General features: G+C 57.7%; 29 protein-coding genes and 1 tRNA gene. 15 read left to right on the forward strand and 15 right to left on the reverse strand.

Annotated elements, in window-relative coordinates:
• The first annotated feature begins 31 nt into the window (after positions 1-31).
• The 7 genes from ACUTJJ_RS00215 to pncB all read left to right on the forward strand — a co-directional run bounded on the left by ACUTJJ_RS00215 (position 32) and on the right by pncB (position 6,853).
• On the forward strand, positions 32-913 hold the full coding sequence (locus ACUTJJ_RS00215) for a LysR family transcriptional regulator (RefSeq protein WP_445540924.1): 882 nt from the start codon (positions 32-34) through the stop codon (positions 911-913).
• 112 nt (positions 914-1,025) lie between these two features.
• On the forward strand, positions 1,026-1,943 hold the full coding sequence (locus ACUTJJ_RS00220; protein ID WP_445540982.1) for a DMT family transporter: 918 nt from the start codon (positions 1,026-1,028) through the stop codon (positions 1,941-1,943).
• A 291-nt stretch (positions 1,944-2,234) separates the two neighbouring features.
• Complete coding sequence (locus ACUTJJ_RS00225; RefSeq protein ID WP_445540925.1) at positions 2,235-3,341, forward strand: DUF475 domain-containing protein; 1,107 nt, start codon at positions 2,235-2,237, stop codon at positions 3,339-3,341.
• 356 nt (positions 3,342-3,697) lie between these two features.
• Positions 3,698-4,042 carry a MarR family transcriptional regulator gene (locus tag ACUTJJ_RS00230; protein WP_063949449.1) on the forward strand — a complete coding sequence of 115 codons (345 nt, stop codon included), beginning with the start codon at positions 3,698-3,700 and terminating at the stop codon, positions 4,040-4,042.
• A gap of 15 nt (positions 4,043-4,057) precedes the next feature.
• Positions 4,058-4,909 carry a C40 family peptidase gene (locus tag ACUTJJ_RS00235; RefSeq protein WP_445540926.1) on the forward strand — a complete coding sequence of 284 codons (852 nt, stop codon included), beginning with the start codon at positions 4,058-4,060 and terminating at the stop codon, positions 4,907-4,909.
• A 92-nt stretch (positions 4,910-5,001) separates the two neighbouring features.
• The gene (locus tag ACUTJJ_RS00240; protein ID WP_296066060.1) at positions 5,002-5,361 is read left to right on the forward strand and encodes a hypothetical protein; all 360 of its coding nucleotides are present in this window, start codon (positions 5,002-5,004) and stop codon (positions 5,359-5,361) included.
• 187 nt (positions 5,362-5,548) lie between these two features.
• A complete protein-coding gene (gene pncB, locus ACUTJJ_RS00245; RefSeq protein ID WP_063949451.1) occupies positions 5,549-6,853 on the forward strand; it encodes a nicotinate phosphoribosyltransferase in 1,305 nt (434 codons plus the stop codon).
• 96 nt (positions 6,854-6,949) lie between these two features.
• Here the strand turns inward: pncB and ACUTJJ_RS00250 are convergent, their stop codons facing one another.
• Positions 6,950-8,344 (reverse strand): leucyl aminopeptidase family protein, encoded by a 1,395-nt coding sequence (locus ACUTJJ_RS00250; protein ID WP_404494307.1) that lies wholly within the window; start codon positions 8,342-8,344, stop codon positions 6,950-6,952.
• A 256-nt stretch (positions 8,345-8,600) separates the two neighbouring features.
• On the opposite strand from ACUTJJ_RS00250, the gene ACUTJJ_RS00255 reads away from it, so the two are divergent.
• Positions 8,601-9,311 (forward strand): tetratricopeptide repeat protein, encoded by a 711-nt coding sequence (locus ACUTJJ_RS00255; RefSeq protein ID WP_063949453.1) that lies wholly within the window; start codon positions 8,601-8,603, stop codon positions 9,309-9,311.
• Between the two features lie 98 nt (positions 9,312-9,409).
• Here the strand turns inward: ACUTJJ_RS00255 and ACUTJJ_RS00260 are convergent, their stop codons facing one another.
• From ACUTJJ_RS00260 to ACUTJJ_RS00305, 10 genes are all read right to left on the reverse strand, one after another.
• A complete protein-coding gene (locus ACUTJJ_RS00260) occupies positions 9,410-10,396 on the reverse strand; it encodes a type II secretion system F family protein (protein WP_209085984.1) in 987 nt (328 codons plus the stop codon).
• Positions 10,397-10,405: 9 nt separating this feature from the next.
• Positions 10,406-11,410, reverse strand: coding sequence for a type II secretion system F family protein (locus ACUTJJ_RS00265; protein WP_296066051.1), 1,005 nt, complete (start codon positions 11,408-11,410; stop codon positions 10,406-10,408).
• A gap of 15 nt (positions 11,411-11,425) precedes the next feature.
• On the reverse strand, positions 11,426-12,898 hold the full coding sequence (locus ACUTJJ_RS00270) for a CpaF family protein (protein ID WP_063949456.1): 1,473 nt from the start codon (positions 12,896-12,898) through the stop codon (positions 11,426-11,428).
• A gap of 33 nt (positions 12,899-12,931) precedes the next feature.
• The gene (locus tag ACUTJJ_RS00275) at positions 12,932-14,215 is read right to left on the reverse strand and encodes an AAA family ATPase (RefSeq protein ID WP_445540927.1); all 1,284 of its coding nucleotides are present in this window, start codon (positions 14,213-14,215) and stop codon (positions 12,932-12,934) included.
• A 34-nt stretch (positions 14,216-14,249) separates the two neighbouring features.
• Positions 14,250-14,930: a CpaD family pilus assembly protein gene (locus ACUTJJ_RS00280; RefSeq protein WP_063949799.1), complete on the reverse strand. Its 681-nt coding sequence runs from the start codon at positions 14,928-14,930 to the stop codon at positions 14,250-14,252.
• A 62-nt stretch (positions 14,931-14,992) separates the two neighbouring features.
• On the reverse strand, positions 14,993-16,582 hold the full coding sequence (locus ACUTJJ_RS00285; protein WP_445540928.1) for a type II and III secretion system protein family protein: 1,590 nt from the start codon (positions 16,580-16,582) through the stop codon (positions 14,993-14,995).
• Positions 16,579-17,385: a Flp pilus assembly protein CpaB gene (gene cpaB, locus ACUTJJ_RS00290; protein ID WP_445540929.1), complete on the reverse strand. Its 807-nt coding sequence runs from the start codon at positions 17,383-17,385 to the stop codon at positions 16,579-16,581. Before cpaB ends, ACUTJJ_RS00285 begins: the two co-directional genes overlap by 4 nt.
• A 126-nt stretch (positions 17,386-17,511) precedes the next feature.
• Complete coding sequence (locus ACUTJJ_RS00295; RefSeq protein ID WP_445540930.1) at positions 17,512-18,024, reverse strand: A24 family peptidase; 513 nt, start codon at positions 18,022-18,024, stop codon at positions 17,512-17,514.
• Between the two features lie 77 nt (positions 18,025-18,101).
• Positions 18,102-18,293 carry a Flp family type IVb pilin gene (locus ACUTJJ_RS00300; RefSeq protein WP_445540931.1) on the reverse strand — a complete coding sequence of 64 codons (192 nt, stop codon included), beginning with the start codon at positions 18,291-18,293 and terminating at the stop codon, positions 18,102-18,104.
• 69 nt (positions 18,294-18,362) lie between these two features.
• Positions 18,363-18,596, reverse strand: coding sequence for a hypothetical protein (locus tag ACUTJJ_RS00305; RefSeq protein WP_445540932.1), 234 nt, complete (start codon positions 18,594-18,596; stop codon positions 18,363-18,365).
• A 136-nt stretch (positions 18,597-18,732) separates the two neighbouring features.
• Between ACUTJJ_RS00305 and ACUTJJ_RS00310 the strand changes: the two genes are divergently transcribed.
• On the forward strand, positions 18,733-19,116 hold the full coding sequence (locus ACUTJJ_RS00310) for a pilus assembly protein N-terminal domain-containing protein (protein WP_445540983.1): 384 nt from the start codon (positions 18,733-18,735) through the stop codon (positions 19,114-19,116).
• A gap of 182 nt (positions 19,117-19,298) precedes the next feature.
• On the opposite strand, the gene ACUTJJ_RS00315 is transcribed toward ACUTJJ_RS00310, so the two are convergent.
• A tRNA-Leu gene (locus tag ACUTJJ_RS00315) sits at positions 19,299-19,385 on the reverse strand.
• A gap of 119 nt (positions 19,386-19,504) precedes the next feature.
• Entirely contained in the window at positions 19,505-19,810 is a 306-nt protein-coding gene (locus tag ACUTJJ_RS00320; protein WP_063949463.1) for a SelT/SelW/SelH family protein, read from the reverse strand.
• 134 nt (positions 19,811-19,944) lie between these two features.
• Between ACUTJJ_RS00320 and ACUTJJ_RS00325 the strand changes: the two genes are divergently transcribed.
• The 4 genes from ACUTJJ_RS00325 to ACUTJJ_RS00340 all read left to right on the forward strand — a co-directional run bounded on the left by ACUTJJ_RS00325 (position 19,945) and on the right by ACUTJJ_RS00340 (position 22,749).
• The gene (locus ACUTJJ_RS00325) at positions 19,945-20,394 is read left to right on the forward strand and encodes a DoxX family protein (RefSeq protein WP_063949464.1); all 450 of its coding nucleotides are present in this window, start codon (positions 19,945-19,947) and stop codon (positions 20,392-20,394) included.
• 105 nt (positions 20,395-20,499) lie between these two features.
• Positions 20,500-21,198, forward strand: a complete 699-nt coding sequence (locus ACUTJJ_RS00330) for a type 1 glutamine amidotransferase (RefSeq protein WP_445540933.1) — start codon at positions 20,500-20,502, stop codon at positions 21,196-21,198.
• A gap of 86 nt (positions 21,199-21,284) precedes the next feature.
• Complete coding sequence (locus tag ACUTJJ_RS00335) at positions 21,285-21,473, forward strand: YegP family protein (protein WP_063949465.1); 189 nt, start codon at positions 21,285-21,287, stop codon at positions 21,471-21,473.
• A gap of 178 nt (positions 21,474-21,651) precedes the next feature.
• Complete coding sequence (locus ACUTJJ_RS00340) at positions 21,652-22,749, forward strand: glycoside hydrolase family 25 protein (RefSeq protein ID WP_445540934.1); 1,098 nt, start codon at positions 21,652-21,654, stop codon at positions 22,747-22,749.
• 3 nt (positions 22,750-22,752) lie between these two features.
• On the opposite strand, the gene ACUTJJ_RS00345 is transcribed toward ACUTJJ_RS00340, so the two are convergent.
• The gene (locus ACUTJJ_RS00345) at positions 22,753-23,628 is read right to left on the reverse strand and encodes a DMT family transporter (RefSeq protein ID WP_445540935.1); all 876 of its coding nucleotides are present in this window, start codon (positions 23,626-23,628) and stop codon (positions 22,753-22,755) included.
• A gap of 155 nt (positions 23,629-23,783) precedes the next feature.
• Here ACUTJJ_RS00345 and ACUTJJ_RS00350 point away from each other — a divergent pair, with 155 nt between their 5' ends.
• Both ACUTJJ_RS00350 and ACUTJJ_RS00355 read left to right on the forward strand, forming a co-directional pair.
• Positions 23,784-25,139, forward strand: a complete 1,356-nt coding sequence (locus ACUTJJ_RS00350; protein WP_445540984.1) for an aminotransferase-like domain-containing protein — start codon at positions 23,784-23,786, stop codon at positions 25,137-25,139.
• 86 nt (positions 25,140-25,225) lie between these two features.
• Positions 25,226-25,543, forward strand: a complete 318-nt coding sequence (locus ACUTJJ_RS00355) for a hypothetical protein (RefSeq protein WP_144576158.1) — start codon at positions 25,226-25,228, stop codon at positions 25,541-25,543.
• Between the two features lie 67 nt (positions 25,544-25,610).
• On the opposite strand, the gene ACUTJJ_RS00360 is transcribed toward ACUTJJ_RS00355, so the two are convergent.
• Positions 25,611-26,069, reverse strand: a complete 459-nt coding sequence (locus ACUTJJ_RS00360; protein ID WP_144576375.1) for an Rrf2 family transcriptional regulator — start codon at positions 26,067-26,069, stop codon at positions 25,611-25,613.
• Between the last annotated feature and the right edge of the window lie 3 nt (positions 26,070-26,072).

Raw genomic sequence — 26,072 nt, forward strand, 5'->3', positions numbered from 1 at the left:
ATTGTGCAAAAATACGTATAATAGGCTCCTCATGAACTGGGATGATGTGCGTTTGTTTCTAAGCGTGGCGCGGAGCGGCCAGTTTCTCTCCGCCGCCAGAAAGCTTGGCCTCAATCATGCGACCCTCAGCCGACGTATCTCCGCGCTTGAAGCGGCGATCGGTACGCAGCTGTTTTTGCGAAGCACCAATGGCTGCGAACTGACGGAGGAAGGGCAGCGGCTGCTTGTGGCGGCTGAGCGCATGGAAACCGAAATGCTGGGCGCCCAAGCCAATCTGGGTCGGGTTGATGCTGCCGTGGCCGGAACGGTTCGCATCGGCGCGCCTGACGGTCTCGGCGTATCCTTCCTCGCGCCAAGGCTTGGCAGGCTGACGGCCCGTTATCCCGAGCTCAAAATCCAGCTCGTGCCGGTGCCACGCTCTTTCTCCCTGTCGCAGCGCGAGGCCGATATCGCCATCACCATCGAGCGACCGGAACAGGGCAGGCTGATGTTTTCGAAGCTCACGGATTACTCGCTTGGGCTGTATGGTTCGGCGGATTATCTGGCTGAATACGGGACGCCTGATGAAGTCGAGGCGCTAAAGCGCCACCGCCGGATCGGTTATGTCGAGGATCTGATCTTCTCCCCTTCACTGAACTTTACCGGCGAGATCATGCGCGACTGGGACGCGGCCTTCGAAATTTCGAGCGCCACCGGCCAGACCGAGGCGGTACGTTCAGGCGCAGGTATCGGCATACTGCACAATTACATTGCTGGCCAGTATTCGGAACTTCGGCGAATCCTGCCTGAGATCAGCATTAACCGATCCTACTGGACGGCCTATCATGAATCGGCCCGACAGCTTGTTCGCGTCCGCACGGTCGTTGATTTTCTTCAGGAACTCGTCGCTGACGAACGGCGGATCTTCGCTTGAGGCCTATTAGTAATATTATTTGCGCCAAGGGGCGTTTCCGGGCTTGACAATGGGCCGCCCGGTGGACGACCAATGCAGCTATTGGGAGAAATCGGAATCTGACATGTCGACTATGATGAAGAAGCTATCGCCGACTGGCCTCGGCGTGGCCGTAATGCTGCTTGGAATGCTGCTTTTTGCGTTGAATGACGCCATGGGGAAATGGCTCGTGTCGACTTACAGCCAGGGTCAGGTCATCCTGATCAGAAGCGCTGCGGCGCTTGTCATTCTCGTTCCGATCGTCTGGAGGGGCGGCGTTTCCCGACTCGTAAAAATCGAGCGGCCCGGCCTTCAGGCGGCGCGTGTTTTCTTCTCCACCGCCGAGCTTTTCTGTTTCTACTTCGCCGTCGCCGCCTTGCCGCTGGCTGACGTCATGACCTACTGGCTAGCCGCGCCAATCTACGTTGCCGCGCTGTCGCCATTTCTGCTTGGCGAAAAGGTTGGCTGGCGTCGCTGGACGGCCATTGCCATCGGTTTCGTCGGTGTTCTCATCGCTCTGAAGCCTAGCTCGGCAAGCCTCACCTCCGCGGCACTCTTTTCCATTCTCGGCAGTGCCGCTTTCGCCTTCATGATGCTGTCCGGCCGGCAATTGCGCAACACACCGGATACGGTACTGGCATTCTGGCAGATCATTGGCGCGGGTCTGGCAGGTATCGTCGCGGTACTGGTAACACCGGCCGGATGGTTGCCGGTACAGTCCGGCTTTGATCTGGCATTTCTTGGCCTGCTGGGCGTTGTGGCCATGGCGGCCCATGTGCTCGTCAACCGGGCGCTCAAACTTGCCGACGCCGCGACGGTCGCGCCGCTGCAATATACGCTGCTGCTTTGGGCTGTCATTTTCGGCTGGCTGTTTTTCGGTGACGTGCCGCAGACGAGCATCGTTATCGGTGCCGGCCTGATTGTTCTTTCCGGCCTTTACATCTTCTTCCGCGAAAACGCCCTCAAACGACGCCGCGATACGGCGGCGGGACTGGCGGCGGAGCAGGTTTGATCGTCGCCGTCAGCCAAGCTCACAATCACGGGACTTGACGACGGCGTGATCTTCAGTGAGTAAGAAGGGGCCCTGCGATGATTTGTCTCGCATGGGCAGAGGAAACAAAGGTGCCGGGCCCCTCTGGCGAGAGTTTTACGGCGCTCTCGTGATGTCGGTACCGCCTGCAAAATTGGCCGGCGGATTAAAAACTATGAAAAACCTGAATGTGCTTCGCGCGCGTGCTTTCTGCGTGCGGCCGGACGCCCTGCGTCGGCCCGCGACCGTCCTCGTCATGAATGGTGACCGGACATGAGCGCCGCCCAGAAAACCACGCTCTCCTACTTCAAGTGGGCGTTTATCGTCACTGTCGTCGGTCTGATCCTCGGCGGCTATCTTGGCTGGGAAATGACCGGCACGGTCGGCGGCACGGCCACGATCTTCTTCATCTGCGTCGTTCTGGCGGTGCTGGAAATTTCTCTTTCCTTCGACAATGCCATCGTCAATGCCAACAAGCTGAAGGACATGACGCCAGTCTGGCAGCATCGCTTCCTGACCTGGGGTATTTTGATTGCCGTTTTTGGCATGCGTATCGTCTTTCCGCTGCTGATCGTTGTCGTCGCCGCGAATGTCGGCCCCTGGACGGCGATCGTCATGGCAGCCACCCAGCCGGAACGTTATGCGGAAATCATGCGTGACGCTCACTTGCCGATCGCGGCATTTGGCGGCACCTTCCTGATGATGGTCGGTCTCAACTTCTTCTTCGACCATGAGAAGGACGTGCATTGGGTGCGCTGGATCGAGGAAAAGGCTGCGACCTATTCTTCCGTCAAGGGCATTGAAATCGCTTTCGTACTTGTCGTGATGCTGATCTTTTCCCGCATCATCGGCGCCAGCGAAAATCCTGAACTTGGTCCGGTCGCGGCCAATACCTTCTTCCATTCCGCGATCTGGGGTCTGTTGACCTTCCTTCTGGTGGAAGTGGTCGGCGGCATTCTCGATCGCAGCCAGGAAATGCTGGAAGGGGCGGCAAAGGGCGGCTTCGGTGCGTTTCTTTATCTCGAAGTACTGGATGCCAGCTTCTCCTTCGATGGCGTAATCGGCGCTTTCGCACTGACGCAGAATCTTTTCATCATCGCTATCGGCCTCGGCATCGGCGCCATGTATGTGCGCTCCATGACCATCATGCTGGTGGAGAAGGGGACGCTTGCCGAATACCGCTATCTGGAACACGGCGCCTTCTATGCGATCCTGATCCTGTCCGTCATCATGTACGTGCAGACAATGGTTCATATCCCCGAGGTCATTACCGGCCTTGGCGGCGCGACCCTGATCGGCATCTCGCTGTGGTCATCCATCCGTTATAACCGGCAACAGAGTGCCGGTGCTGCGGATGCGGCACGCGGCGCGGAAATCTGATCCGAACTATCGATGCCTTCCGCTGTTGCGGCGGAAGGCAGTATTTAAGCATTGAACCGCTTTTTGCCTGTTTTCACCGCATTTTGAATATTGTGCAAAATTTCGCCGCGCAGCGATAATGCGGCTAACAGACTGTTTTTACAAGCTATTCCTCCCTAAAGTAAAACTGGCACACTTCCTGCTTCTTGCTTGCTAAGTCCAGAGGGGACGCATGGCTCGAAAACGGGTCAACAAACCGCCGCGCCGCGCGATCTTCGGGTCTGCGCCGTGCGGCGGTTCTGTTTGTGCGGTATGGTTCTTGAGTTTTTCGTTCGGTTGAATGAAAACGGTGGCATAACGACTGGAGGGGGCAAGGCTTGCCTGCACATTTGTCGCCAACCGAGGCCCTTGGGCTCTGGCACCGCGTCTCCACGGCGCAGGTCATTGACGATCAGCCGGATTTGACCTTGCGTCAGACCGCCATCCTGCTGCAAATTTACCTTGTCACGCCGCCACACACCGTCAGAGGGCTTGCCGCGATCTTCGGGGTTACAAAGCCGGTCATCACGCGGGCGCTCGACAGTCTGGGGGCGCTCGGTTTGGTCGATCGGGTTCGCGATGAGCGCGACAGGCGCAACGTCGTGATAAAACGCACCGTTGCCGGTGCGCTTTATCTGGAAAAATTCGGCGATCTGATTATTGATCAGGCACGCAAGATCTAACTTTTGGATGCTATCATGATGCTCGACCGCCGCCTCAACGTCTTCCGCCCCGACCTCGCTGATGAAAAATTGCAGGGTGTCGTCAAGGCCGACCGTTTCGTCAGCGGTTCGCCCGCGCAGATCACCGCAGCGGTCATCGGCCTGCGGCCCAATCCCGATCTCGCGACCGGCATCGACACGGAGCTTCTCTGCGGCGAGACGGTGCGCGTTTTCGACAGGGCTGATGGCTGGGCCTGGGTGCAGGCGGATGTCGATGGCTACGCAGGTTATGTGCCGGAAGCGTCTCTCGGCGACGTTACTGTAGCCACGCATCAGATCGTCGCGCCGCGCACCTTCCTTTATCCCTCCGCCGAGTTGCGCAAGCCGCCCGTCGCTGCACTCTCCATGGGTAGCCTCGTTCGCATCGTCGGTGAGGCGGAGACGCGGGGCACCCGTTATTTTATGACCGAAAAAGGCGAAGGTATCATCGCCGCCCATTGCCGGGCGGTGGATGCAGCGCTTGACGACGACTATGTGGCGGTGGCGCTGCGCTTTATCGAAACACCTTATCTCTGGGGCGGTCGCTCCGGCTTCGGGATCGATTGTTCCGGCCTCGTGCAGTTGTCCATGGCGATGACGGGCCGCCGCGTTCTGCGCGACACCGATATGCAGGTAAAGTCTCTGGGCGTTGAAATCGAGCGCGACGAATTGCGGCGCGGTGATCTCGTCTTCTGGAAGGGCCATGTCGGCCTGATGGAAAACGAGGAAACGCTGCTACACGCTAACGGCCACACGATGAATGTCGCGCGCGAAAACCTCGATGCGGCCATTGAGCGCATCGGTTGGCTTTACGACAGGCCGACGGCTTTCCGCCGCCTGGAAGGCTGAGGGTGGTCCTCACGAAATTGTGGCCGCAACGCCTTTGTGTGGACCTTCCCGACAGCCTACATCAATAGAGTGATGGCACGGGACCGGTATCGATGAAGACAAGAACGGCAATACGATTGGCAGCGATCTTCTCGGTTGCACTCTGGGGCGTATCCGCTGAGGCACAGACCGTGTTTCAGAATGGTTTCGCCCCGGCGCCGGACGCCTATGTCAATCTGCCCGGTGTGAAGGATCCGAAGACGCTGCAGCCGAAAGTACGCTATACGTGCCATAGCGAACTGGGCGTAACGGGATATGCACGCGGGCCCTATCGCACTGTCTTTGGCAGCCGCGGGCTTCCCGTTCAGGGTTATCGCTGCACCGACGAGAACGGCATTTCCAGCTTCGGCGGCAAAAATCCCGTCTCCAAGGACTGGTATCCAGGCATCAACCCGGTTGATCCAACCTTCTGAACCGGTTTCACTCCCTAACCTCTGCACAGAACATCGGTCACCGGCAGGCGGCCATCAATTGCCGTTGCCAGTGCTCTGGACTTGTTGTTGCTTTTTCAGATAAATCTTTGGCATGACAGGTTCGCGCCTGCCGGGTGGGAGTGACATCGGCCAGTTCCGTGCGTGGCCGATATTGGGGAATGCAAGTATGACGAAGACCGATATAGCCACCCGCGTCCACAATCATACCTGGAAACTAGACCCGATCGTCCGCAGCCTGATCGATACGGACTTCTACAAGCTTCTGATGCTGCAGATGATCTGGAAGCTTTATCCGGAGGTCGATGCGACTTTTTCGCTGATCAACCGCACGAAAACCGTGCGGCTGGCGGAAGAGATCGACGAGATGGAATTGCGCGAACAGCTCGATCACGCACGCACCCTTCGCCTCTCCAAGAAGGAGAATATCTGGCTCGCGGGTAACACCTTTTACGGCCGCTCGCAGATTTTCGAGCCTGAATTCCTCTCCTGGCTGTCCAGCTATCAATTGCCGGAATACGAGCTTTTCAAGCGTGATGGGCAATATGAGCTGAATTTCCACGGCCGCTGGATGGATACGACGCTGTGGGAAATCCCGGCGCTCGCCATCATCAACGAGCTGCGTTCGCGCAGCGCCATGCGTTCGCTCGGATATTTCACGCTCGATGTCCTCTATGCCCGCGCAAAGGCCAAGATGTGGGAGAAGGTGGAACGGCTGCGGGAACTTCCCGGGCTGCGCATCTCCGATTTCGGGACCCGTCGCCGCCACAGCTTTCTTTGGCAGCGCTGGTGCGTCGAGGCGTTGAAAGAAGGCATCGGCCCAGCCTTTACCGGTACGAGCAACGTCCTGCTCGCCATGGATTCCGATCTGGAAGCCGTCGGTACGAACGCCCATGAGCTGCCGATGGTGGTTGCGGCACTCGCCCAGACGGATGAGGAGCTCGCTGCTGCCCCCTATCAGGTTCTGAAGGACTGGAACCGGCTCTATGGCGGCAACCTGTTGATCGTGCTGCCGGATGCGTTTGGCACCGCTGCATTTCTGCGCAATGCCCCGGAATGGGTGGCAGACTGGACCGGTTTCCGTCCTGATAGCGCGCCGCCGATCGAGGGCGGTGAAAAGATCATCGAGTGGTGGCAGAAGATGGGCCGCGACCCGCGCAAGAAAATGCTGATCTTCTCCGACGGTCTGGATGTCGACGCCATCATCGACACCTACAGGCACTTCGAAGGCCGGGTTCGCATGAGCTTTGGCTGGGGCACGAACCTCACCAACGATTTTGCCGGCTGTGCGCCCAAAACCATTGCCAGCCTCAAGCCGATTTCCATCGTCTGTAAGGTCAGCGACGCCAACGGCCGCCCCGCGGTGAAGCTCTCGGACAATCCGCAGAAGGCAACCGGAGACCCGGCCGAGGTGCAGCGCTATCTCAAGTTCTTCGGCCAGGAAGATCACAAGGAACAAAAAGTTCTGGTTTGACGCTTTCGCTGGAGGGCAAACGCAGCGGACAGTCGATGCCTCGCGTCGCGATCGGACGCTCCTGATTTGGAAGCGCCCGACAAAGCGTGGATAGGATTACTTCGCGAAGTGTTGCGTGATGTATCGGAAGAGCGCTCGAATGCCCTGTGCCTCACCGCCGATCGATGAGTGGTGCCGCTCGCTGAGCGACCAGCCGTAAATATCGAAATGGGCCCAGCGCTTGGTATTCGTCACGAAGCGCTTCAGGAACAGGGCGGCGGTGATAGATCCGGCCATGCCGCCGGACGGCGCGTTGGTGATATCGGCCGCCCGAGAGCGAATATCCTTGTCGTAACCCATGTAAAGCGGCATGCGCCAGAGCGGATCATCCGTATCGATGCTGGCTTCCGCGATATCATGCGCCAGATCCTCGTCATCCGTATAGAAGGGTGGCAAATCGGGCCCCAGCGCCACACGCGCCGCACCTGTCAGCGTCGCCATGTCGATCATCAGATCAGGCGCATCTTCGTCCGCATAGGCCAGAGCATCCGCCAAAACGAGGCGGCCTTCGGCGTCGGTATTGTCGATCTGCACGGTCAGCCCCTTGCGGCTCTTATAGATATCGCCGGGACGAAAAGCATTCGAAGAGATCGAGTTTTCAACCGCGGGTACGAGCACACGCAGATCGACCGGCAGTTTCGCATCCATGATCATCAGCGCAAGACCAAGAACATTGGCAGCGCCACCCATATCCTTCTTCATTAGCGCCATGGAAGCGGCAGGCTTGATATCGAGACCGCCCGTATCGAAGCACACGCCCTTGCCTACCAGAGTGAGGCGCGGATTGCCCTTCTTGCCCCAGTTCATTTCCAGAAGCCGCGGCGCGCTTTCGCTGGCGCGGCCTACGGCATGGATCAGGGGAAAGTTCTCCTTAAGCAGATCGTCGCCGGTGATGACCTTCACCTTCGCCTTGTAATGGGCGGCAAGCGCGCGGAATGCGATCTCGAGCTCATCCGGCCCCATGTCGTTGGCCGGCACGTTGATGAGGTCGCGCGCCATGAAGACACCGGCTAACACGCGTTTGATCTCACCATCTTCAGCGTCCTGCGGAATGAGAAGCTTTGCCCCGTTTGTCTTGGTGGTCTTGTATTTATCGAAGCGATAGCTGCCGAGGCCGAAACCGAGCGCGAGGCGATTGGCCGTCAGCGGTGCGGTTTCGATATGCCACTCCCCCTCAGGCAGGTCACGCGCCAGCTTGCCGGTAATGAAGGGTATCTCGGAAGGATTGCCACCCAACCCGAGAAGCGCGCCGCCGAGCGATCCGTCGGCGGAGGGGACGAGCAGGATGGCGCCGGCTTCGGCCTTGAAGCCAGCCTTTTTGGCCCAGTCAAGTGCGACGGGGTCGATGGCGCCCTGTTCGATATGGGCCGGCGTCACGGCAAAAACGGGCAACGTGCTGCCGGCCTTCGAGCTGAAAGGGGTAGCACGTTCGATGAACTGATAAGGCGCCATGGGATGTTTCCGTAACTCTCGTGAATCGGTGCGATTAACGCTCTGTTAGGGTTAACAGATTATTGCTTAAGCGAAAGTTGCGTCATGTGAGTCTGTCGTGTGTCGGGCGCAAGATCGATCATTCTTGGGCGGGGGCGCTGCCGTGACTGCATTTTCTTTGGTGACCAAAGCTCAAACAGGACTACGTCGGGGAGCATGTCTCGCGGCACTGGCTGTCGCGATTTCAGGATGCGCAAGCACGAACAAGCCGGATCGCATGTCAACCGGCTCCATCCCTGCCGCCACACGCTCCTATGACCGCATGAACATGGATCAGCTTCGCCAGGCCGAAGAAAGCGCTGGTAAAGCCTATGAACGCAATCCTAAAGACAAATCTGTCGGCATGAACTACGCCAGCGTGCTGATGATGACGGGCAAGAATACGCAGGCGCTCGCCGTGATGCAGCAGATCGCGATCGCCAACCCGGCGGACCGCGAGGTTCTTGCCGCCTACGGCAAGGCGCAGGCCGCAGCCGGCCAGCTGGAGCAGGCGCTCTCAACCATCCAGCGGGCGCAGACCCCCGATCGTCCCGACTGGCGGCTCTACTCCGCCGAAGGCGCCGTGCTCGACCAGCTTGGACGCTCGAACGAGGCTCGTTCCAGATATCGCCAGGCGCTGGACCTCAAGCCCAACGACCCAAGCGTCCTGTCCAATCTCGGCATGTCCTATGTCCTGTCGAGCGATCCGCGCACGGCCGAAACCTATCTGCAATCGGCCATCGCCCAGCCCGGCGCCGACAGCCGCGTCCGCCAGAACCTCGCGCTCGTCGTCGGTCTGCAGGGCCGGTTTGCGGAAGCGGAACGCATCGCGGTGCAGGAACTCTCCGCGCAGCAGGCCCAAGCCAATCTCAGCTATCTGCGGGCAATGCTCTCACAGCAGAATTCCTGGCAGCAGCTGGCGAAGAAGGACCCCAAGACCGCGGGTTGAAACATGGGGTTGCTAAAGCAATCAAACTTATGTTGGCGCCGTCATCGTCATCGTCATCGTCATCGTCATCGTCATCGTCATCGTCAACGGCATCAATGTCAAAACGTGTCCATAACGCGGATGATCGCCGGGCCAAGAATGACGGCAACCAATACCGGCAGGAAAAATATGATCATGGGTACGGTCAATTTAGGCGGTAGCGCTGCCGCCTTTTTTTCTGCTTCATTCATTCGTTCGTCGCGCCCTTCCTGCGCGAGGACGCGAAGGGCCTGGGCGAGCGGCGTACCGTAACGCTCGGCCTGAATCAGAGCTTGCACCACGCTTTTCACCCCTTCCAGCTGGGTGCGTTGACCAAAATTCTCAAGAGCGACACGCCGGTCCTGCAAAAAGGAAAGTTCCGCCGTCGTCAGCATCATTTCTTCCGCAAGCTCAGGAGACTGTTCACCCATTTCCTCGGCAACACGTCGCATGGCAGCCTCCATCGAGACGCCTGATTCGATGCAGATGAGCATCAGATCGAGCGCATCGGGCCAGGCCCGCCTTATCGATGCCTGCCGCTTGTTCATGCGGTTCGAGACATAGATGTTGGGGGCGTAAAAGCCGATATATCCGAACAGCAGCACCGCCATCAGCCGAAATACAAACGCTTTGTCGGCGAGGTTCCCGAGAACAAAAACCCAGGTGAATGCCACGGCCAGGAAGATGAACGGCAGGATGAATCGGGCCGCGAGAAAAGTGTTGAAGGCATTCTGCGAGCGCAGGCCGGCCGCACGCAGTTTGTTCATCGTATTCTGGTCGGCAAGCGCTTCGCGAAGATTGAATTTTTCAACGATGCGCCTGGCGGACTTGTTGTTGTTGCCACGAAGCGATGTCCTGCCGTCACGCGTGGCTGTCGAAAGCCGCTCGCGTTCGCGGCTTCGAATGAACTCCCGTTCCGACGAGACCGCTTTCATGCGCTTGGCGAGGTCTTTTCGCTCCAGAAATGGCATGATCAGCGTGTAAAGCGTCGCAAAGACAGCCAGAGTGACGAGAGCAGCGACGATCGTCTGGGGATTGGTGAGGCTAGAAAGAAGATTTCCTGTCATGCCGCGACCTCAAATATCGAAATTGATCATCTGGCGCATGATGAATATCCCGATCAGCATCCAAAGCCCGGACGCGCCCAGAATGATGTGCCCGCGCAAGTCGGTGAAAAGGATCGAGAGATAGTCCGGCGAGGTGAAATGCACCAGCATCATGACGATGAACGGCAGGGCGCCGATGATAACCGCGGACGCTTTCGCTTCCATCGAAAGGGCGTTCACCTTGGCGCGCATCTTTTTGCGGTCACGCAATACCTTTGAGAGATTGGAAAGCGCTTCCGAAAGGTTGCCGCCCGCCTGGGCTTGAATATTGATGACGGTGCTGAAGAAGCTGACTTCAAACAACGGCATGGTCAGCATCATGCGCTCTATTCCCTGCGGAATACCGATGCCCACCTGTTGTGCGTCGACGACACGCTGGAATTCGGATTTGACGGGTTCCTGGCCATCTGACGCTATAAGCCGAACCGCGTCGTTTAGCGGCAACCCCGATTTGATCGAGCGGCACATGACATCGAGAGCATTGGGAAATTCCGCGAGGAATTTTTTTTGCCGCCGCTTAAGAATGAATGCGAGTGTCCATCGGGGTAGTCCCAGTGCCGCGACGAGTCCGATGAGTAGAGCGATGAGCGGGGACAGGTCATAAAGCAGAGCGATAAGAACAGAAAAGACAGCTGCGCCGATGGTCAGCATATGGAATTTTCGGGCGGAAATACCCAGCCCAGCCTGTACCAGCTTGTCGCGCAGGCTGACATTCTTTGCCTTCTTCGCCTTTTCGTTCTGCTTTTTCTCCATATCGCGCAGGCTGTCCTGCATGGATTTACGCCGCTTGCTGAGTTCCTGCACACGGTCGCGCGCCGCCTTGATATTGGCGTGATCCGTCTCGGCGGCCTTCACACGCTTGAAGCGGCTGCTCGTCTTTTTTTCGACCTCGATCTGCTGAAAGAGAAACGCATAAGCAAAGGCCCCCGCCGAGATGGCGACGAGTATTGCCAGTAATACGATCGTCGGGTCCATGGCCGTCGCTTCCCGTTAGGACATCTTTTCCATTTCATCGAGCGCGGCCGCCAACCGTTTTTCTTCACCGTAATAGCGGGCGCGATCCCAGAAATGGGGCTTGCTGATACCGGTCGAGACATGCCTGCCGATCAGCTTGCCGTTGGCGTCTTCGCCCTCGATCTCGTATCGCATCAGGTCCTGGGTGACGATAACATCGCCTTCCATGCCGATCACCTCGGTGATCTGCGTGATCCGACGTGACCCGTCTCGCAGACGCGCCGCCTGAACGACGACATCGATGGATCCAGAAATGATTTCGCGGACGGTCTTTGCCGGCAGCGTAAAACCGCCCATCGCAATCATCGATTCGATGCGGCTGAGGCATTCGCGCGGGGTATTGGCGTGCAGCGTTCCCATCGAGCCGTCATGACCGGTGTTCATGGCCTGCAGCAGGTCAAAAACCTCCGGTCCGCGAACTTCGCCGACGATGATACGTTCAGGCCGCATACGAAGGCAGTTCTTGACGAGATCGCGCATCGTGATCTCGCCCTCTCCTTCAATGTTCGGCGGCCGTGTCTCGAGCCGCACGACATGCGGCTGTTGCAGCTGCAGTTCGGCGGTGTCTTCGCAGGTGATGACACGTTCGTCCCTGTCGATGAAGCTCGTCAGGCAGTTAAGAAGCGTTGTCTTACCCGAGCCGGTGCCGCCGGAGATGACGACATTGCAGCGGACACGGCCGATGATCTTCAGCAATGTCGCGCCTTCGGGCGTAATCGCTCCAAAGCGCACGAGCTGATCGAGCGTCAGCTTGTCCTTCTTGAATTTTCGGATTGTGAGTGCAGGACCGTCGATGGCAAGCGGCGGAGCAATGACGTTGACGCGCGATCCATCCGGCAGGCGCGCGTCGCAGATCGGGCTCGATTCATCGACACGGCGGCCGACCTGACTGACGATCCGCTGGCAGATGGAAAGCAGCTGCGCATTGTCACGAAAGCGGATATCGGACTCGATGGTCTTTCCACCCACTTCGATAAAGGTCTGGCCGGAACCGTTGACCATGATATCGGCAATGTCGTCGCGTGCGAGAAGCGGCTCCAGCGGACCATAGCCGAGAACGTCGTTGCAGATGTCCTCTAGCAACTCTTCCTGCTCGGCAATCGACATCGCAAAACTTTTGATCGTGATGATGTCGTTGACGATATCGCGAATTTCCTCACGCGCGCTTTCCGCGTCGAGTTTGGCGAGCTGCGAAAGGTCGATGGTATCGATGAGAGCCGAAAACACCTGGCTCTTGGTATTGTAATATTCTTCCGTCCGGGCGCGTTTTCTCTGCGCCGGGGATGCGGTTGCCGGGGCTTGACGCGTCACGGGTTTTTGGCCGGGTTCAAGCGTATCGATTGCCGCGGAACGGGGCTCAGGCGCCATCACCGTCTGCACGGGGACAGGCGCAACAAGATCCGGTTTCGTGCTTCTGACTGGGCCCTCAGGCCCGCGTTTTCCGAACATCGGCGTTTCCGTCTAACAACGCAGGCAAAAGACCTACTTGCGCTTGAGAATATTCTTCAGTTTTTCTAGGCCACCGCGTCTGCTTTTGCGCAGCACCGTGCGGCCAGTGATGGTGTGGGCGATCTGCGAAAACGTCTCTGCCGTCTGGGATTTTTCGTCCAGCTCGCTGATCATACGCCCACTATTGGCAGCGTTTCCGAACAATTGCGCGTCGAAGGGGATGACCGCGATCGGCTCGATCTCCAGGGGTTCGAGGAAGTCCGCGGGTGCGATTTCAGGCCTTTTCGGCATGCCGACCTGATTGAGGATGAGATGCGGTAATTTGTCGTTCGGCCGCAGCTTGATCAGGGCATCGAACAGGTTCTTGGTGTTGCGCAGATTGGCGAGATCCGGAACCGCGGTGATAACGACCTCGTCAGCTTCTGAAAGAACGGCTCTCGTCCAGTCGCACCATTGGTGAGGAAGATCGAGAACCGCGACCGGCGCGGTGCGTTGCAGGACCTCAAGGATCGGCAGGAACGCCTGGCGATCCAGATCGTAGGTCCTGTCGAGAAGCGACGGCGCCGCAAGAAGCGAGAGATGATCGGAACATTTCGTCAGCAGGCGATCAAGGAAAACCTCGTCCAGCCGCTCTGGAGAAAAGACCGCTTCAGCCATCCCCTGCGCGGGATCCTGATCGAAATCGATATTGGCGGTGCCGTAGGCCAGATCCATGTCCGCCAGAATGGTTTCTGTCGAAAAAAGGCTCGATATGCCGAAGGCGCAATTATGCGCGATGGTGGATGAACCAACGCCGCCCTTGGCGCCGATGAAGGCGATATTGCGCCCGAGCGGTTCCGCTTCAGGATCGACAAAAATAGCGGCTATCGACCCGAGCAGGTCGGCCATATTGATTGGCGCAACGAGATATTCGGAAATGCCGTTGCGGATGAGGTCGCGATAAAGTGTGATGTCGTTGTGACGGCCGATGATGATGACGCGTGTGGATGGATCGCAGACCTCAGCCAGTGGGGCAAGGTCATCGAGCAGCGAGGCGGGCGAGCTCGCTGTTTCCAGAACGATGAGATTGGGCGTGGGCGAAGCGGAAAACATGGTGGCCGCCGCGTTGATATCGCCCTTCGTCACCCGCAGGGTAACCTTGCTCATGCGCCGGTCGCTGGACAAGGCATCCATCACGCCCTGCATATTGTCGCTGACGCAGAACGCGTGAACGGAAATCCGCGGCAAGGGCCGCAGCCGATCCATGTCGGACCCGCGCAAGAGCGGTTCGGCTTCCTGTCCGCCACTTGGGTTGATATCGTATTCTACAGCGCTCATTGTCTTTCCTGCCGTGGCGAATTCTGGAGCCGCATCAATTTGTCGTCGCCGTGTTTTTACCCTGGCGGTATGTGTCGATAACAACCGCACGGCGCTCGGCATCGATCGGGCTCATACCGCGCGGGCCAACCAGATCCATCGGGTTTGCAACTTGTGCTGCGAGATTGCTTTGCGAGGCGCAGCCGAAATTGTACCAGTTCTTGTTGGCAAAGGTATTGTCCGAAAGATCTTCGGGCCATTGGCCGCACTGTCCGGTCATGGCAGTAACGGCGACATAGCTCAGGCGGATCGGCGCTGAATCGCCGTTGGGAGAGGCGGCGTAGTGCGTTTGCATGATCTTGCCCGGCGCCACGCCCGCACCGGAAAGAGTGGAGCGGATCTGTTTAGCCATTCGCGATGCCGCGGCGGAATTGGCCGAGCCCGATGGTATTTGAATATTGACGACGCCTGTCGACATGGAAGCATAGTTCTGCGCAAAGCCGCGCACATTGTCAGCCATCGCTGTGGTCAATCGGCTATCACCGCCAGAAACAGGTATATCAAGCGAATGCTCTGCTTCAGAAAGCGTAATGGGGTGGCGGGTGCGATAATCATCGGGAATGGCGTTGGTCGTCATCGGGTCGCGCGCGCAGCCCTGCAGCAGCCCTGCGACAACTGCGACGACAGCCGCAAGACCGATCCGCCGTGCCAGATGGAGGTGAGTGTTTACGTGCATGATGTCACCTGCGCGGGCCAGATTTGCTGCGAAATCGGGTTGGGGATGTGTTGTGCTCGTCTTCATTTGTAGATGAACCCCACGGAGCCTTGGTAGGGCGCTGCCTGAACCTGGTCCTTGCGGCCATAGACCTTGTTGACGCGGTTCATGAAATACATGGCGGCATCGTTTTCTGGATTGAAGTTGTCATCGGGGCGCGCGATCTGGTTACGGGCAACAGGCCGAACCAGATAGGGCGTTGCGATGATCACCAGTTCAGTCTCGTTTCGAATGAAGTCCTTGCTGCGGAAAAGCGTACCGAAAACCGGAATCTTCGACATACCGGGAAGTCCGGACATCGCCTGACGGATGTTATCCTGAACCAGCCCAGCGATGACGATCGACCCACCGGAAGGAAGTTCGACGCTCGTCGACGCCTCACGCTTCCGTAGCGACATGAATGTGGTGCCGGCTATGCCTCGCGTATTGTTTCCGGAGACGACGTTACCTTCATATGTAGGTTCAGAAACATTTGTTTCGACCTTCAGGCTTATGCGCCCAGGAGAGAGCACCACAGGTCTGAAATTGAGCTCGATTCCGTAGTTAACGGTATTTGTTTCACGTCTCACGGTTGGACGACCGGTGTCTTTATCAACTTCGACTTCCTGAGAGCCAGCCAGGCGGAACTCGCCGCCGACGTAGAACTTCGCCTGCTCACCCGATATCGCTGTAAGGCTGGGCTCAGCGAGTGTTCGCATGACGCCGGCCTGCTCCATGGCATTGATGTACGTGCTCAAGACCATTCCGCCGATCGATTTCGAAGCGAGCGGAAGGACGCCGCCAAGACTGTTTGTCAAGCCAGCGGCATTCCCCAAGTTCGATGGGTTCTGGAACGTAATACCGTTCGTGCCGTCGAACGCGCTGCCGCTAAAACCGAGCTGCTTAAGAACCTGCCGGCTGACTTCCGCAACAGTAACCTTTAGGGTTACCTGATCTTCCCCTTCGATCGTCAACATGTTGACAATTTGGGATTTCTGCCGGGCTTCGGCGAATATAGCCGCGTCGCCGCCATTATCGCCACCGGTAAGGGAGATATTGCGGGTCGTGGCCTCGCCGCCTTTGAGGAAGGCCTCAGCAAGCTGCACCGCGCGGGCGGAATCCTGCGGCGTCCTGACACTACCGCTCAGCACGATGTTGTCGGAAACGATCTCGACCTTGATGTCAGATTCCGGGATGAAGCGTCTGATATTGGCCTCGAGACCCGAGATGTCCCGCTCGACCTCAAGATCGAGGCTGACGATTTCGCGACCGCCTTCGCCGAAAATAAAAATGTTTGTCTGGCCGACCAGCTTGCCAAACAGATAGATACGCCTTGATGTACGTGTAACCGCATCCGCGAGTGTCGGATCGGCAACAAGAATGTCGTGCGCATCATCCGGAAGGTCGATGACCAGTGCTTTGTTGAGCCCGAGCTTCAGGCGTTTACGAATACCGTTGCCACTCTCCGTTATCCGCACGATGCTCGCGCTCTGCGCCTTTGCCTCGGCCAACCGCAGAGCATCGGGCACATGAGGGCCGGGAATGCCCGAGAATGCCACGCAAAAAGCAAGGCCGCCCATAAAAGATGACCGCAGGTGCTCGGTGAGACGCTTAGACATGGTACCCCCGGTCATTGTGATGCTCCTTGACCGCCCTTTATGATCGAGCCAGATTTGATGACCTGAATCTCCGGTCGGCCAGAACCACCGTTGAGAAGATAGCCCGCCGAAAGCGTGTCGTTTTCCTGCGCGTCCGATACGGAGCGAAGAGCAAGGGTCAGACGATCCGCCATCTGTTGCGCCACGGTTATGATCTTTGCCTGTTCAGGGGTCAGCTCCAGCGTCGCTGTGGCCCCCACGACGGCCGACGTTCCGTCCTCACCTTCCTTAATCTGTTGATCGATCGCGAGGACACGGACGTTGTTCAGCACGTTTTCTGTCAGAAAGTTGTTATTGTCGCCCTTGCGGACCATGATGACATCGACACGATCGTTCGGAAGAACAAATCCGCCTGCTCCGGTTGCAACGGAAATTTCGGTGGCCACCGCGCGTTTGCCAGCCGGCAGGAGCGAAGACATGATGCGGGTGCTGGAATCGACGACTTTTTCCGGTCGGATAGGCTCACCTTCAAACAAAGGCAGTCGCACGACCGCGCCAGCAAGCTCGGTGATGGCGTCGGGCCTCTTCGCGTCCGTGATGAAACTATCAACGACATTGCCCTTCGGCCATGGTGTCCATCGCACGGAGCTATCGTTAAGCCGGCTACCGACCGGCAGATTGACGGAGGAGACAAGAACGTTGACCGTCGGCTCTTTCTGGATGATCGTTTCCGCTCTTTCGATAACCTGCTGTGTGCCTGTTATCTGCATGGCGACAACACCGGCGAGACCGGCTGCGACCAAGGCAACGGAAAGAATGACAATGCGCGACGGCTTCATGCTCGATCCTTGAGGGAATCAGATTTTTCTGCTCTCAGGATGACGCGTGATTGGTATAATTATGGTTAATATTTTGCTTTTGATTACGGTTAAGAAGCCGTAAACAAAGATTGAGCGGCTCTTTGTCTAATTAAGACTTGCAATTGCTGCTTTAACGATCGGCGCCTCACCGTAGGTTATCAGCCCGGCCATCGCGATGCCGATTCCATATGGAATTTTCTTCGCGACCAGCAACGAATCCGGAATTGGGATGCCGATCGCCATAATCTCCTGCGAACGTGAACGCAAGAGCAAGATGCCGACGGTCAAGACGCCGCCCAGCATTGTCACCGCGAGAAGAAATTCTAGTAGAGATACGTTGAAGCCATACCACACCGCTGCCCCCGTCAAGAGCTTTGCATCGCCTCCCCCCATTACGTTGGTAGCGAAGAGCATGAAACAGCCAGTAAATACGGCCACTCCCGCAGCAAGGCTTAATGAAAGTGTCTGAAAATCCATTCCCGCCAGTGGCGCAACAATAACGAAAGAAAGCAAAAGCACGGCTGATATAACGTTCGGGATTGTCATGCTAAAGAGATCATTCAAGGCAGCAAAACTTAGGCAGAGCGGGACGATGAGAAAAATCGCGGCAACAACCATAAGTATGATTCCCAGCTAAATTAAATAAAGCAGGTGATGTTCCAGCTGGAACATCACCTGCACTGTGCTTCCAGTAATCAAGCGCCGCCGGTTGCCGCCTTGGAATTCGTAAACTGAGTGCCAATGTAATCAAAGGTCGTCTTAAGTTTGCTGCCGACGATGCCAGCACCACCGACGATAGCAACGGAAATAAGCGCTGCGATCAGGCCGTATTCGATGGCGGTCGCGCCGGATTCGTCTTTGAGAAAACGAGTGAAAATCTTGGTCATGGGTCTCTCCTAACTCTTGTTTGGTTCAGCACGCCGACAACTGTTTTCCGTTGTTCGGTTGGGCTCAAGCTACAGCGGAGCGATTTCCAAGCGCTTAAAAAAAACGCTTAATTCAAAGTAAACACCATGATGAGTTTCACGTGGTAAATAAATACAAAAAGTATTCTGTGTATTTTTATTTTTGCTGATAAATGAATATATTGCAGCGATGCTGAGGGTGTTCCTTGAAGCTCCTCCGCTCTTGCGCAACGCTTCAGCTGTACAGTTTTGAGGCGTAGCGGGATCAGCGAGGTGCCAATACATGACGCCAGCCTCCAACTGCGAGCGGCAAATGCGCTTCATTTAACCCTTAATTCACTAAAAACACGCATTCTTGGAGGAGCAAAGTGGGGCATAAGCAGGGGCCGAAGGCGTGTCATACGGAAAACTGGCGAAAATCGTGGTCGGCGTGTCCGCCTTGCTGTCGGCATCACTGCAGCCTGCCCTTGCTCAGGACGAGATTTTGCGGGTTTCGATGAACCACGCCCGCGTTCTTCGTCTTGATCGCGCCGTCAGCAAGGTCATCGTTGGTAACTCCAAGGTCGCTGATGCCACGGTCGCCGATGCCACCACGATTGTTCTGACGGGCCGCAGTTTCGGCACGACCAATCTAGTGCTTCTGGATGCCGATGGTAATCCGATTCTCGATGAACGCATTCTCGTCTCCATCGACGAGGGCAATACGGTTCGCGTCTTCCGCCAGACGGAGCGCACCGTTCTATCCTGCACGCCAAACTGTGAGCAACACTCTCAAAACAGTGGCGACAAGGAAGCTCAGCCGTAACACGGTCATCCAACTGTAGCACTGACGGCAAACGGCCTTCCGACGACGAAGGAGGCTGTCTGCGTAACGATTTTGCGACGAGAGAAAAGCCAAAAAGCAACATGCTTCCCGGCGTATGCCGGTCGGCTATATGTTGCTTTTTTTTGGCTAAGTATTTGATCTGGCTAAGATCAAAAATGGAATGGTGCCCAGAAGAGGACTCGAACCTCCACACCCTTGCGAGTACCAGCACCTGAAGCTGGCGCGTCTACCAATTCCGCCATCTGGGCGACGGAGAGCGATGTACGAGGGCAGCCGCTCGGTGTCAACAGACTTTTTGAACTTTTATGACGATCGTTGATTTTAAAGGGAAAAAACTTGGCGGAGACTGTTGGAACGTGTCGCCGGGTCAGGTGTCGAGACCCTCACGATTCGTTCTGTCGACATGACCGAGATCGCGCTCCGGGTCGATGATGTCACGGATTCTCTGCTTGAGTTCTTTGGGGCCGGGAAAACCGCCATCGCGTTTGCGTTCCCATATGGTCGTCCCATCAGCGGTGATCTCGAACAGGCCGCCGGTCGAGGGTACGAGACTGACTTCGCCGACATCGGAGGCGAAGGTTTGCAAGATTTCCTGCGCCATCCAGCCTGCGCGAAGCAGCCAGTTACACTGTGTGCAGTAGCGAATGATTATCCGGGGTTTGGTCTCGGTCATTCCTGGGCTCCTTCAGCACGATAATGCTCACGATAATGTCAACATTTCTACTCATGTTTTTACGGGCATGTGCTTGTTCTTATCAAGTGGCTTTGCGAACAGAGAAGCTGTCGAAGCCTGAACATGGAGATCCTATGGCCCAGTATGAGAATAATCGGCAGCGCCTTTTTGTGCCGGCGGTTGCGCCGCTTTATAATTCGACCCATGACCTGGTTGAGACCATTCTGCGCGTCGCGGCAGGACTTCTGCTCGTCACGCATGGGTTCGGCAAGATCGTCAATCCTTTCGGTGCCGTTGGCATGGTGGAGAGCCTTGGCTTTTACCCTGGTGTCTTCTGGTCGCCATTGCTGGCTGCCACCGAGTTTTTCGGCGGCATCCTGGTTGCGATCGGTCTCTTCACGCGCCCGGCCTCTTTCGCGGCCATGATCGTCCTTTTGGTAACCGTCTATTTCCATGGAATCGTCAAGGCGGAAGGCTTGGGTGGGGCGGAAAAATCGATTCTTTGGGCTGCGATCTTCCTGTTCTTTGCCGTTCGCGGCGGCAACAGGCATTCGGTGGATGCCCGGATGGCGCGGGAATTTTGAGGCAGATCGTCATTCCATCGGCCTCCCGCCTCGCGCCTCTTGAAAATAGGCTTTGGCCGTGATGAAGCTGCGCGCAATCGGTTTCTTCACATGCCAAGAGGTTTCATGCGCGTTGCAATCATCGAAAATATGGCGGGCACGCCATGGGGCCAACTGGGCGTCGCCTTGACAGAGGCCGAGGCCACGGTCGATGTCATCAAAGCCTATGCGGGTGAACCTCTCCCGCAGCATGCGGGAGATCATCACGCGCTTGTGGTTCTTGGCGGTGAACAGAATGCGCTTGACGATGCCTTCAGCCCCTATTTCCCGGATTTGACCCGCCTCATGAAATCCTTTGGAGATGCGGGCAAAGCGGTGATGGGCGTCTGCCTCGGTAGCCAGTTGCTGGCGCGTGCCTATGGTGGCGAAAATATTCTGGCTGGCCCACCGGAATTTGGGTGGGAAGAGGTATCCGTCACTGAGGAAGGGGCGTCCGACCCGCTCATGGCCGGACTTGGGAAAAGTTTCCCGATTTTTCAGTGGCACTGCGATACGTTCACGCTTCCTGACGGCGCGACGCGGCTGGCGACCAACGCGGTCACGAAGAACCAGGCCTTTCGCGTCGGGCGCGCCGCCTATGGCACACAATTTCACTTCGAAGCATCCACGTCGGTTGTCGATGCGTGGAGAAAGACCTTTCCCACGTCGATCGAAAAAATGTCGCCGGGCTGGCTGGAGAACTATGACTCGCACCGCAGCAGACGGGCGGATGCGGCAGATGGGGCCGGACTGGAGATAGCCCGTGTCTGGGTACGGCTGATTTAGTCCCTGCAATTATCCGTTGCGAAGTGAGCGCAAGGCTGCTCAAAATTGCCTCGTTCACCCCTGATTTGCACCGGAGGCGCAAAGACATGTACAAATTCGAAATCTACCAAGACAAGGCCGGGGAATATCGTTTCCGCTTCAAGGCATCCAACGGCGAAACCATGTTCTCGTCTGAAGGCTACAAGGCCAAGGCATCGGCTGTCCATGCGATCGAATCGATCAAGAAAAACGCGCCCGGCGCCAACACCGTCGACACGACGACAATGACTGCCTGAGCACCAATGCCACCTCAGACCTCGAAGCGGTGCGCCCCTGACAAATGAGGGGCGCATCGGCAGGTGCCAGCGTAAAGATAAGATTCAGTCTTTTTTGATAATCTTCCGTTAGCATTTGTTTTTCGAGGTCTCCGGGCGGCATCTCCATGTCCCCGAATTGTTTTGCGTACGGGTTCTCATGCGTTCATCGGCTGTGCCAGCACTTCTATTCGGTTGTCTTTTGCTCGGCGGCTGCACGTCCAGTTCCGGCCCGGAAAGCCTGATGGCTGGTTTGCCGTCCAAGGAAACCACGAGTTCGGTCAAGCCATCTGCGCCGGTGCCGCAAGCAAGCGTCGGCACGCAGCCGATTGCTGCGCAGCCGCGGCAGGAGGTTCTTGCATGGGGTGGCCCGGTGCCGGGCGAACCGAAGGCTTTTTCCGCCGTCACGCCCAGAGCTTCCGTGCCCGGCAACGCGCCTGAAATCCGCTTGCCGGTGCCGTCGCAGAGCGGAATGGCGCGGCCCGTCGAACAGCCAATGGAGCGCCCTGTCCAGCTGGCAATGGCTGCCGCACCGGTTGCAAGTGCCGGCGCTCAGATACGCTCTCGCATCTTCCGCTCAAGCTTCAGCGATGCAAAGCCGATCAACTTCGGCCGCGTCCAGCCCCGTCATTTCCAGGTTCACGGCGTGGATGTGTCCCGCTGGCAGGCCAACATCAACTGGCCGCAGCTGCGCACGCGCGGCGCCAACTTTGCCTTTATCAAGGCGACGGATGGCGGCGATCATCTCGATCCGATGTTCCGTACCAACTGGCAACGCTCGAAAGAAGCGGGTATTCGCCGTGGCGCCTACCATTTCTTTTACTGGTGCCGCAATGCAAGCGAACAGGCGGACTGGTTCATTCGCAACGTCCCGCGTGATCCGGACGCGCTGCCGCCGGTTATAGACGTCGAATATAACGGCGAATCCAGCTGCAAGATGCGCCTTTCCCGCGAGCGCGTCCTGGAAAAGATGCGCGTTTTCATGGACAAGCTCGAACGCCATTACGGTCAGCGGCCGATCATCTATACGGCGCCCGACTTCTACAAGGATAACCTTCAGGGCGAGTTCCTGGACTATCCCTTCTGGCTTCGCGCCGTTGCCCAGCATCCTTCGGTGGTCTATCCCGGCCGCAAGTGGCTGTTCTGGCAATATTCCGGCTCCGGCCTGTCGCACGGCGTCGATGGTCGCATCGATCTCAACGTCTTCAACGGCAGCGAGGAGGCTTGGCATCGCTGGGTGGAACGTCGTTCGAGCTGAGGATCACCGCGCGAATCTCCGCGCGCCTGCCACACACAGAACGACAACCATCGTGACGGCGATCATCACCGGGCTCACATCTTCATGCAGCAGGGACGCGGCAAGCGCGAGGCCGAAAAAAGGCTGGAGCAACTGCAACTGTCCCACAGCGGCGATACCGCCAAGGGCTAGTCCGCGATACCAGAATATGAAGCCGATCAGCATGCTGAACAGCGAGACATAGGCGAGACCACCCCATGCCTGCGGAGCGATGCCGGCAAGCGTATCTGGCCCGCTCACGAAGGCAAGTGGCAACATGACCGGCAGCGAAAGCACCAGCGCCCAGGAAATGACCTGCCAGCCGCCGAGTTTGCGGGAAAGGGCCGCCCCTTCCGCATAACCCAGACCACAGACGATAATCGCACCGAACATCAAAAGATCGCCGGTCAGCGACGTTTCGATTCCACTGGCGAATGAGTTCGACAGTGAAAATCCAGCGACCAAGGCGCTGCCAAGACAGGAAAACAGCCAGAAAACGGGGCGTGGGCGCTCTCCACCGCGCAAGACGGCAAAGATGGCCGTCGCAAGCGGCAGCAACCCGACGAAAACGATGGAATGCGCGGAGGTGACGTGCCGCAACGCCAGCGCGGTCAAGAGCGGAAAACCAACAACGACTCCGAGCGAGACGATGAACAGCGATGTCAGGTCATCGCGCGCAGGTCGCTTTTGCCGGAAGAGAAACAACAGTGCCAAGGCCAGTAGCCCCGCGATACTCGCGCGGGCGACAGTCAGGAAAACGGGGTCGAAACCCGTTACCGCCAGACGGGTTGCCGGGAGCGAGCCGCTGAATATCACCACGCCTGTCAGGCCGCTTAACCAGCCACTTGTCGCCTTGTCCATCGTCAACTCCTGCGTTTTGCCCTTCTTGATCCCGAACGGCTGGCGTGAACAGCGACAGTCATATACAATTTCAAAAAACTGTTGTGGTTATGGGAGCAATACAGTCGGGGACTAAGGTGGATCAGATCGCAGCCGGGACGCGCATTGAAAGAGTGATGGCCAATGTCCGCCAGCGCATCGCTGCGCGCAGCCTTGTGCCGGGCGCGCGCCTTCCATCCGTACGGGCATTGGCCAAGACAATGCAGGTCTCGACCTCGACTGTCGTTGAGGCTTACGACCGGCTCGTCGCGGATGGTACGATCAACTCGCGCCCGGGCTCGGGTTTTTTTGTGTCAGGTCCGCTTGCGCCTCTCTCGCTTGCCAACATAGAACCGCAACTTGACAGGGCTGTCGATCCCTTGTGGGTGTCGCGACAGTCGCTGGAGGAAGGGTCTGCGCTCGCCAAGCCCGGTTGCGGCTGGTTGCCTGCCTCGTGGATGCCGCAGGAGGCATTGAAGCGGGCGATGCGGGGTCTTGCCCGCGCGGACGCCGCCTTGTTGACGGATTATGGAACCCCGATGGGCCTGTTGCCGCTGCGCCAGCTTCTGTCGCGCAGGCTGGCCGAACATGGCGTGCAGGCGAATGTAAGCCAGATCATGCTCACGGAGTCCGGCACCCAGGCAATCGATCTTCTCTGCCGTTTCCTGCTGCAGCCCGGCGATGCGGTGATCGTTGATGATCCCTGTTACTTCAATTTCCATGCTTTGTTGCGGGCACATCGTGTGAAGATCATAGGGGTGCCCTATACGCCGACGGGGCCGGACCTGCCACTTTTCGAGCAGGCGTTGAGAGACCATCAGCCGCGGCTTTATATCACCAATTCCGCCATTCATAACCCGACTGGCGCAAGACTTTCCGCCGTCTCCGCCCATCGCCTGCTGATGCTTGCCGAACAGGCCGGGCTGACCATCGTCGAGGACGATATATTTGCCGATTTCGAAACGCAGCCATCTCCGCGGCTGGCCGCTTTCGATGGGCTGAACCGTGTCGTGCAGATCGGCAGTTTTTCCAAAACGCTATCAGCGTCGGTGCGGTGCGGTTTCATCGCCGCTCCCACGGCATGGGTGGACGCCCTGACCGATCTCAAGATCGCCACCACTTTCGGTGGAACACATTTTTCTGCGGCGCTCGTCCACACTCTTTTGACCGACGGCAGTTACCGCAAACACGTGGAGGCGCTGCGGCACCGCCTTGCAGACAAGATGACGGAAATGTCTGCACGTCTGAGGTCAATCGGGTGCGTGCCGTGGATCGAGCCGCAGGCAGGCATGTTCCTATGGTGCCGCCTGCCGGATGGGATCGATGCCGCTGATGTCGCGCGTCGGGCGCTTGCGCGACGGATGGTGCTGGCCCCGGGCAATGTGTTCAGCTCGTCGCAAAGCGCGTCTGGCTTCATGCGGTTCAACGTATCACAGATGGCAGATTCGCATGTCATGACGGTGCTGACAGAGGCACTCCTACAGCAGCCTTGATGCCGCGTTTTTGATGCGCTTGTCGAAAATCGGAACAAAATCCCGTGAACGTCGTTTTCTCCGCAGAATGAAGAGGAGGAAACACCATGACATTCGATCCCAACAATCCGCGTCCGGACCGCGATCTTCGTCCGGAACTGAATATCAGCAACGACACGCGTGCCCGTACGTCGTCGTCCTGGGTGCCGTGGCTGGCGATCATCGTCGTCGTTCTGGTCGGCGTTTTCGCCTGGTCGCAGATGAGCGGCCCGACCACCGACCCGGCAACGACGTCCTCGACCACGCCGCCAGCGGCGACTGACCAGGCACCGGCACCGATGGCTCCGACCACGCCGGCAACGCCGCCTGCAAACAACGCAGCACCGGCTAGCCCGGATGCCGGTGGCACGAAGACCCAGCCCTAAAGGGTCGAGCAATCAAAAAAGCCGTCTGCCCCGGGGCAGGCGGCTTTTTTGTGCGGCCATGGGCCCCTTAGAGCTTCTCCATCGCCGAAGGATTGTTTGCGAGCCTCGACCACCGATTGATGGATTCTTGTGCAAGCTGGGAAAGCGCGATGCTTCCAAAACGGGACAATAAGATTGTTTCGGCTTCCCGCATGGCATCGAAAAGGGCTGCATTCACCGCTTGCTCGATGACACAATCGGGATTATCGCCCGCAAGTCCGATCGAAAACAGTTCGGGCGCGCCGAGCGCTTTATAGATGTCGAGAAGCGTTATTTCACTGAGCGGCCGTGCCAACACCCATCCGCCGCCATGGCCCTTCTCCGACGATACATATCCATGCTCGCGCAAACCGGCCATGGTTCTGCGCACCACAACGGGATTGGTCTGAAGCATCGCTGCGATGCTCTCGGACGTTGCCGCTCCCTCATGTTTTTCCATGTGGATCAGAATATGCAGCACCCGCGAGAGGCGCGTGTCGTGTCTCATTGC

The sequence above is a fragment of the Agrobacterium sp. DKPNP3 genome, from assembly GCF_052686535.1.

Coding starts and splice junctions, on each gene's coding strand:
- ACUTJJ_RS00330 (WP_445540933.1), top strand. CDS start 20,500: ATGCGCGTTGCAATCATCGAAAATATGGCGGGCACGCCATGGGGCCAA.
- ACUTJJ_RS00320 (WP_063949463.1), bottom strand. CDS start 19,810: ATGACCGAGACCAAACCCCGGATAATCATTCGCTACTGCACACAGTGT.
- ACUTJJ_RS00335 (WP_063949465.1), top strand. CDS start 21,285: ATGTACAAATTCGAAATCTACCAAGACAAGGCCGGGGAATATCGTTTC.
- ACUTJJ_RS00345 (WP_445540935.1), bottom strand. CDS start 23,628: ATGGACAAGGCGACAAGTGGCTGGTTAAGCGGCCTGACAGGCGTGGTG.
- ACUTJJ_RS00300 (WP_445540931.1), bottom strand. CDS start 18,293: ATGACCAAGATTTTCACTCGTTTTCTCAAAGACGAATCCGGCGCGACC.
- ACUTJJ_RS00340 (WP_445540934.1), top strand. CDS start 21,652: ATGCGTTCATCGGCTGTGCCAGCACTTCTATTCGGTTGTCTTTTGCTC.
- ACUTJJ_RS00215 (WP_445540924.1), top strand. CDS start 32: ATGAACTGGGATGATGTGCGTTTGTTTCTAAGCGTGGCGCGGAGCGGC.
- ACUTJJ_RS00325 (WP_063949464.1), top strand. CDS start 19,945: ATGGCCCAGTATGAGAATAATCGGCAGCGCCTTTTTGTGCCGGCGGTT.
- ACUTJJ_RS00260 (WP_209085984.1), bottom strand. CDS start 10,396: ATGACAGGAAATCTTCTTTCTAGCCTCACCAATCCCCAGACGATCGTC.
- ACUTJJ_RS00295 (WP_445540930.1), bottom strand. CDS start 18,024: ATGGTTGTTGCCGCGATTTTTCTCATCGTCCCGCTCTGCCTAAGTTTT.
- ACUTJJ_RS00305 (WP_445540932.1), bottom strand. CDS start 18,596: ATGTATTGGCACCTCGCTGATCCCGCTACGCCTCAAAACTGTACAGCT.
- ACUTJJ_RS00220 (WP_445540982.1), top strand. CDS start 1,026: ATGATGAAGAAGCTATCGCCGACTGGCCTCGGCGTGGCCGTAATGCTG.
- ACUTJJ_RS00285 (WP_445540928.1), bottom strand. CDS start 16,582: ATGACCGGGGGTACCATGTCTAAGCGTCTCACCGAGCACCTGCGGTCA.
- pncB (WP_063949451.1), top strand. CDS start 5,549: ATGACGAAGACCGATATAGCCACCCGCGTCCACAATCATACCTGGAAA.
- cpaB (WP_445540929.1), bottom strand. CDS start 17,385: ATGAAGCCGTCGCGCATTGTCATTCTTTCCGTTGCCTTGGTCGCAGCC.
- ACUTJJ_RS00360 (WP_144576375.1), bottom strand. CDS start 26,069: ATGAGACACGACACGCGCCTCTCGCGGGTGCTGCATATTCTGATCCAC.
- ACUTJJ_RS00265 (WP_296066051.1), bottom strand. CDS start 11,410: ATGGACCCGACGATCGTATTACTGGCAATACTCGTCGCCATCTCGGCG.
- ACUTJJ_RS00225 (WP_445540925.1), top strand. CDS start 2,235: ATGAGCGCCGCCCAGAAAACCACGCTCTCCTACTTCAAGTGGGCGTTT.
- ACUTJJ_RS00270 (WP_063949456.1), bottom strand. CDS start 12,898: ATGTTCGGAAAACGCGGGCCTGAGGGCCCAGTCAGAAGCACGAAACCG.
- ACUTJJ_RS00255 (WP_063949453.1), top strand. CDS start 8,601: ATGTCAACCGGCTCCATCCCTGCCGCCACACGCTCCTATGACCGCATG.
- ACUTJJ_RS00350 (WP_445540984.1), top strand. CDS start 23,784: ATGGCCAATGTCCGCCAGCGCATCGCTGCGCGCAGCCTTGTGCCGGGC.
- ACUTJJ_RS00275 (WP_445540927.1), bottom strand. CDS start 14,215: ATGAGCGCTGTAGAATACGATATCAACCCAAGTGGCGGACAGGAAGCC.
- ACUTJJ_RS00355 (WP_144576158.1), top strand. CDS start 25,226: ATGACATTCGATCCCAACAATCCGCGTCCGGACCGCGATCTTCGTCCG.
- ACUTJJ_RS00280 (WP_063949799.1), bottom strand. CDS start 14,930: ATGCACGTAAACACTCACCTCCATCTGGCACGGCGGATCGGTCTTGCG.
- ACUTJJ_RS00240 (WP_296066060.1), top strand. CDS start 5,002: ATGAAGACAAGAACGGCAATACGATTGGCAGCGATCTTCTCGGTTGCA.
- ACUTJJ_RS00235 (WP_445540926.1), top strand. CDS start 4,058: ATGATGCTCGACCGCCGCCTCAACGTCTTCCGCCCCGACCTCGCTGAT.
- ACUTJJ_RS00250 (WP_404494307.1), bottom strand. CDS start 8,344: ATGGCGCCTTATCAGTTCATCGAACGTGCTACCCCTTTCAGCTCGAAG.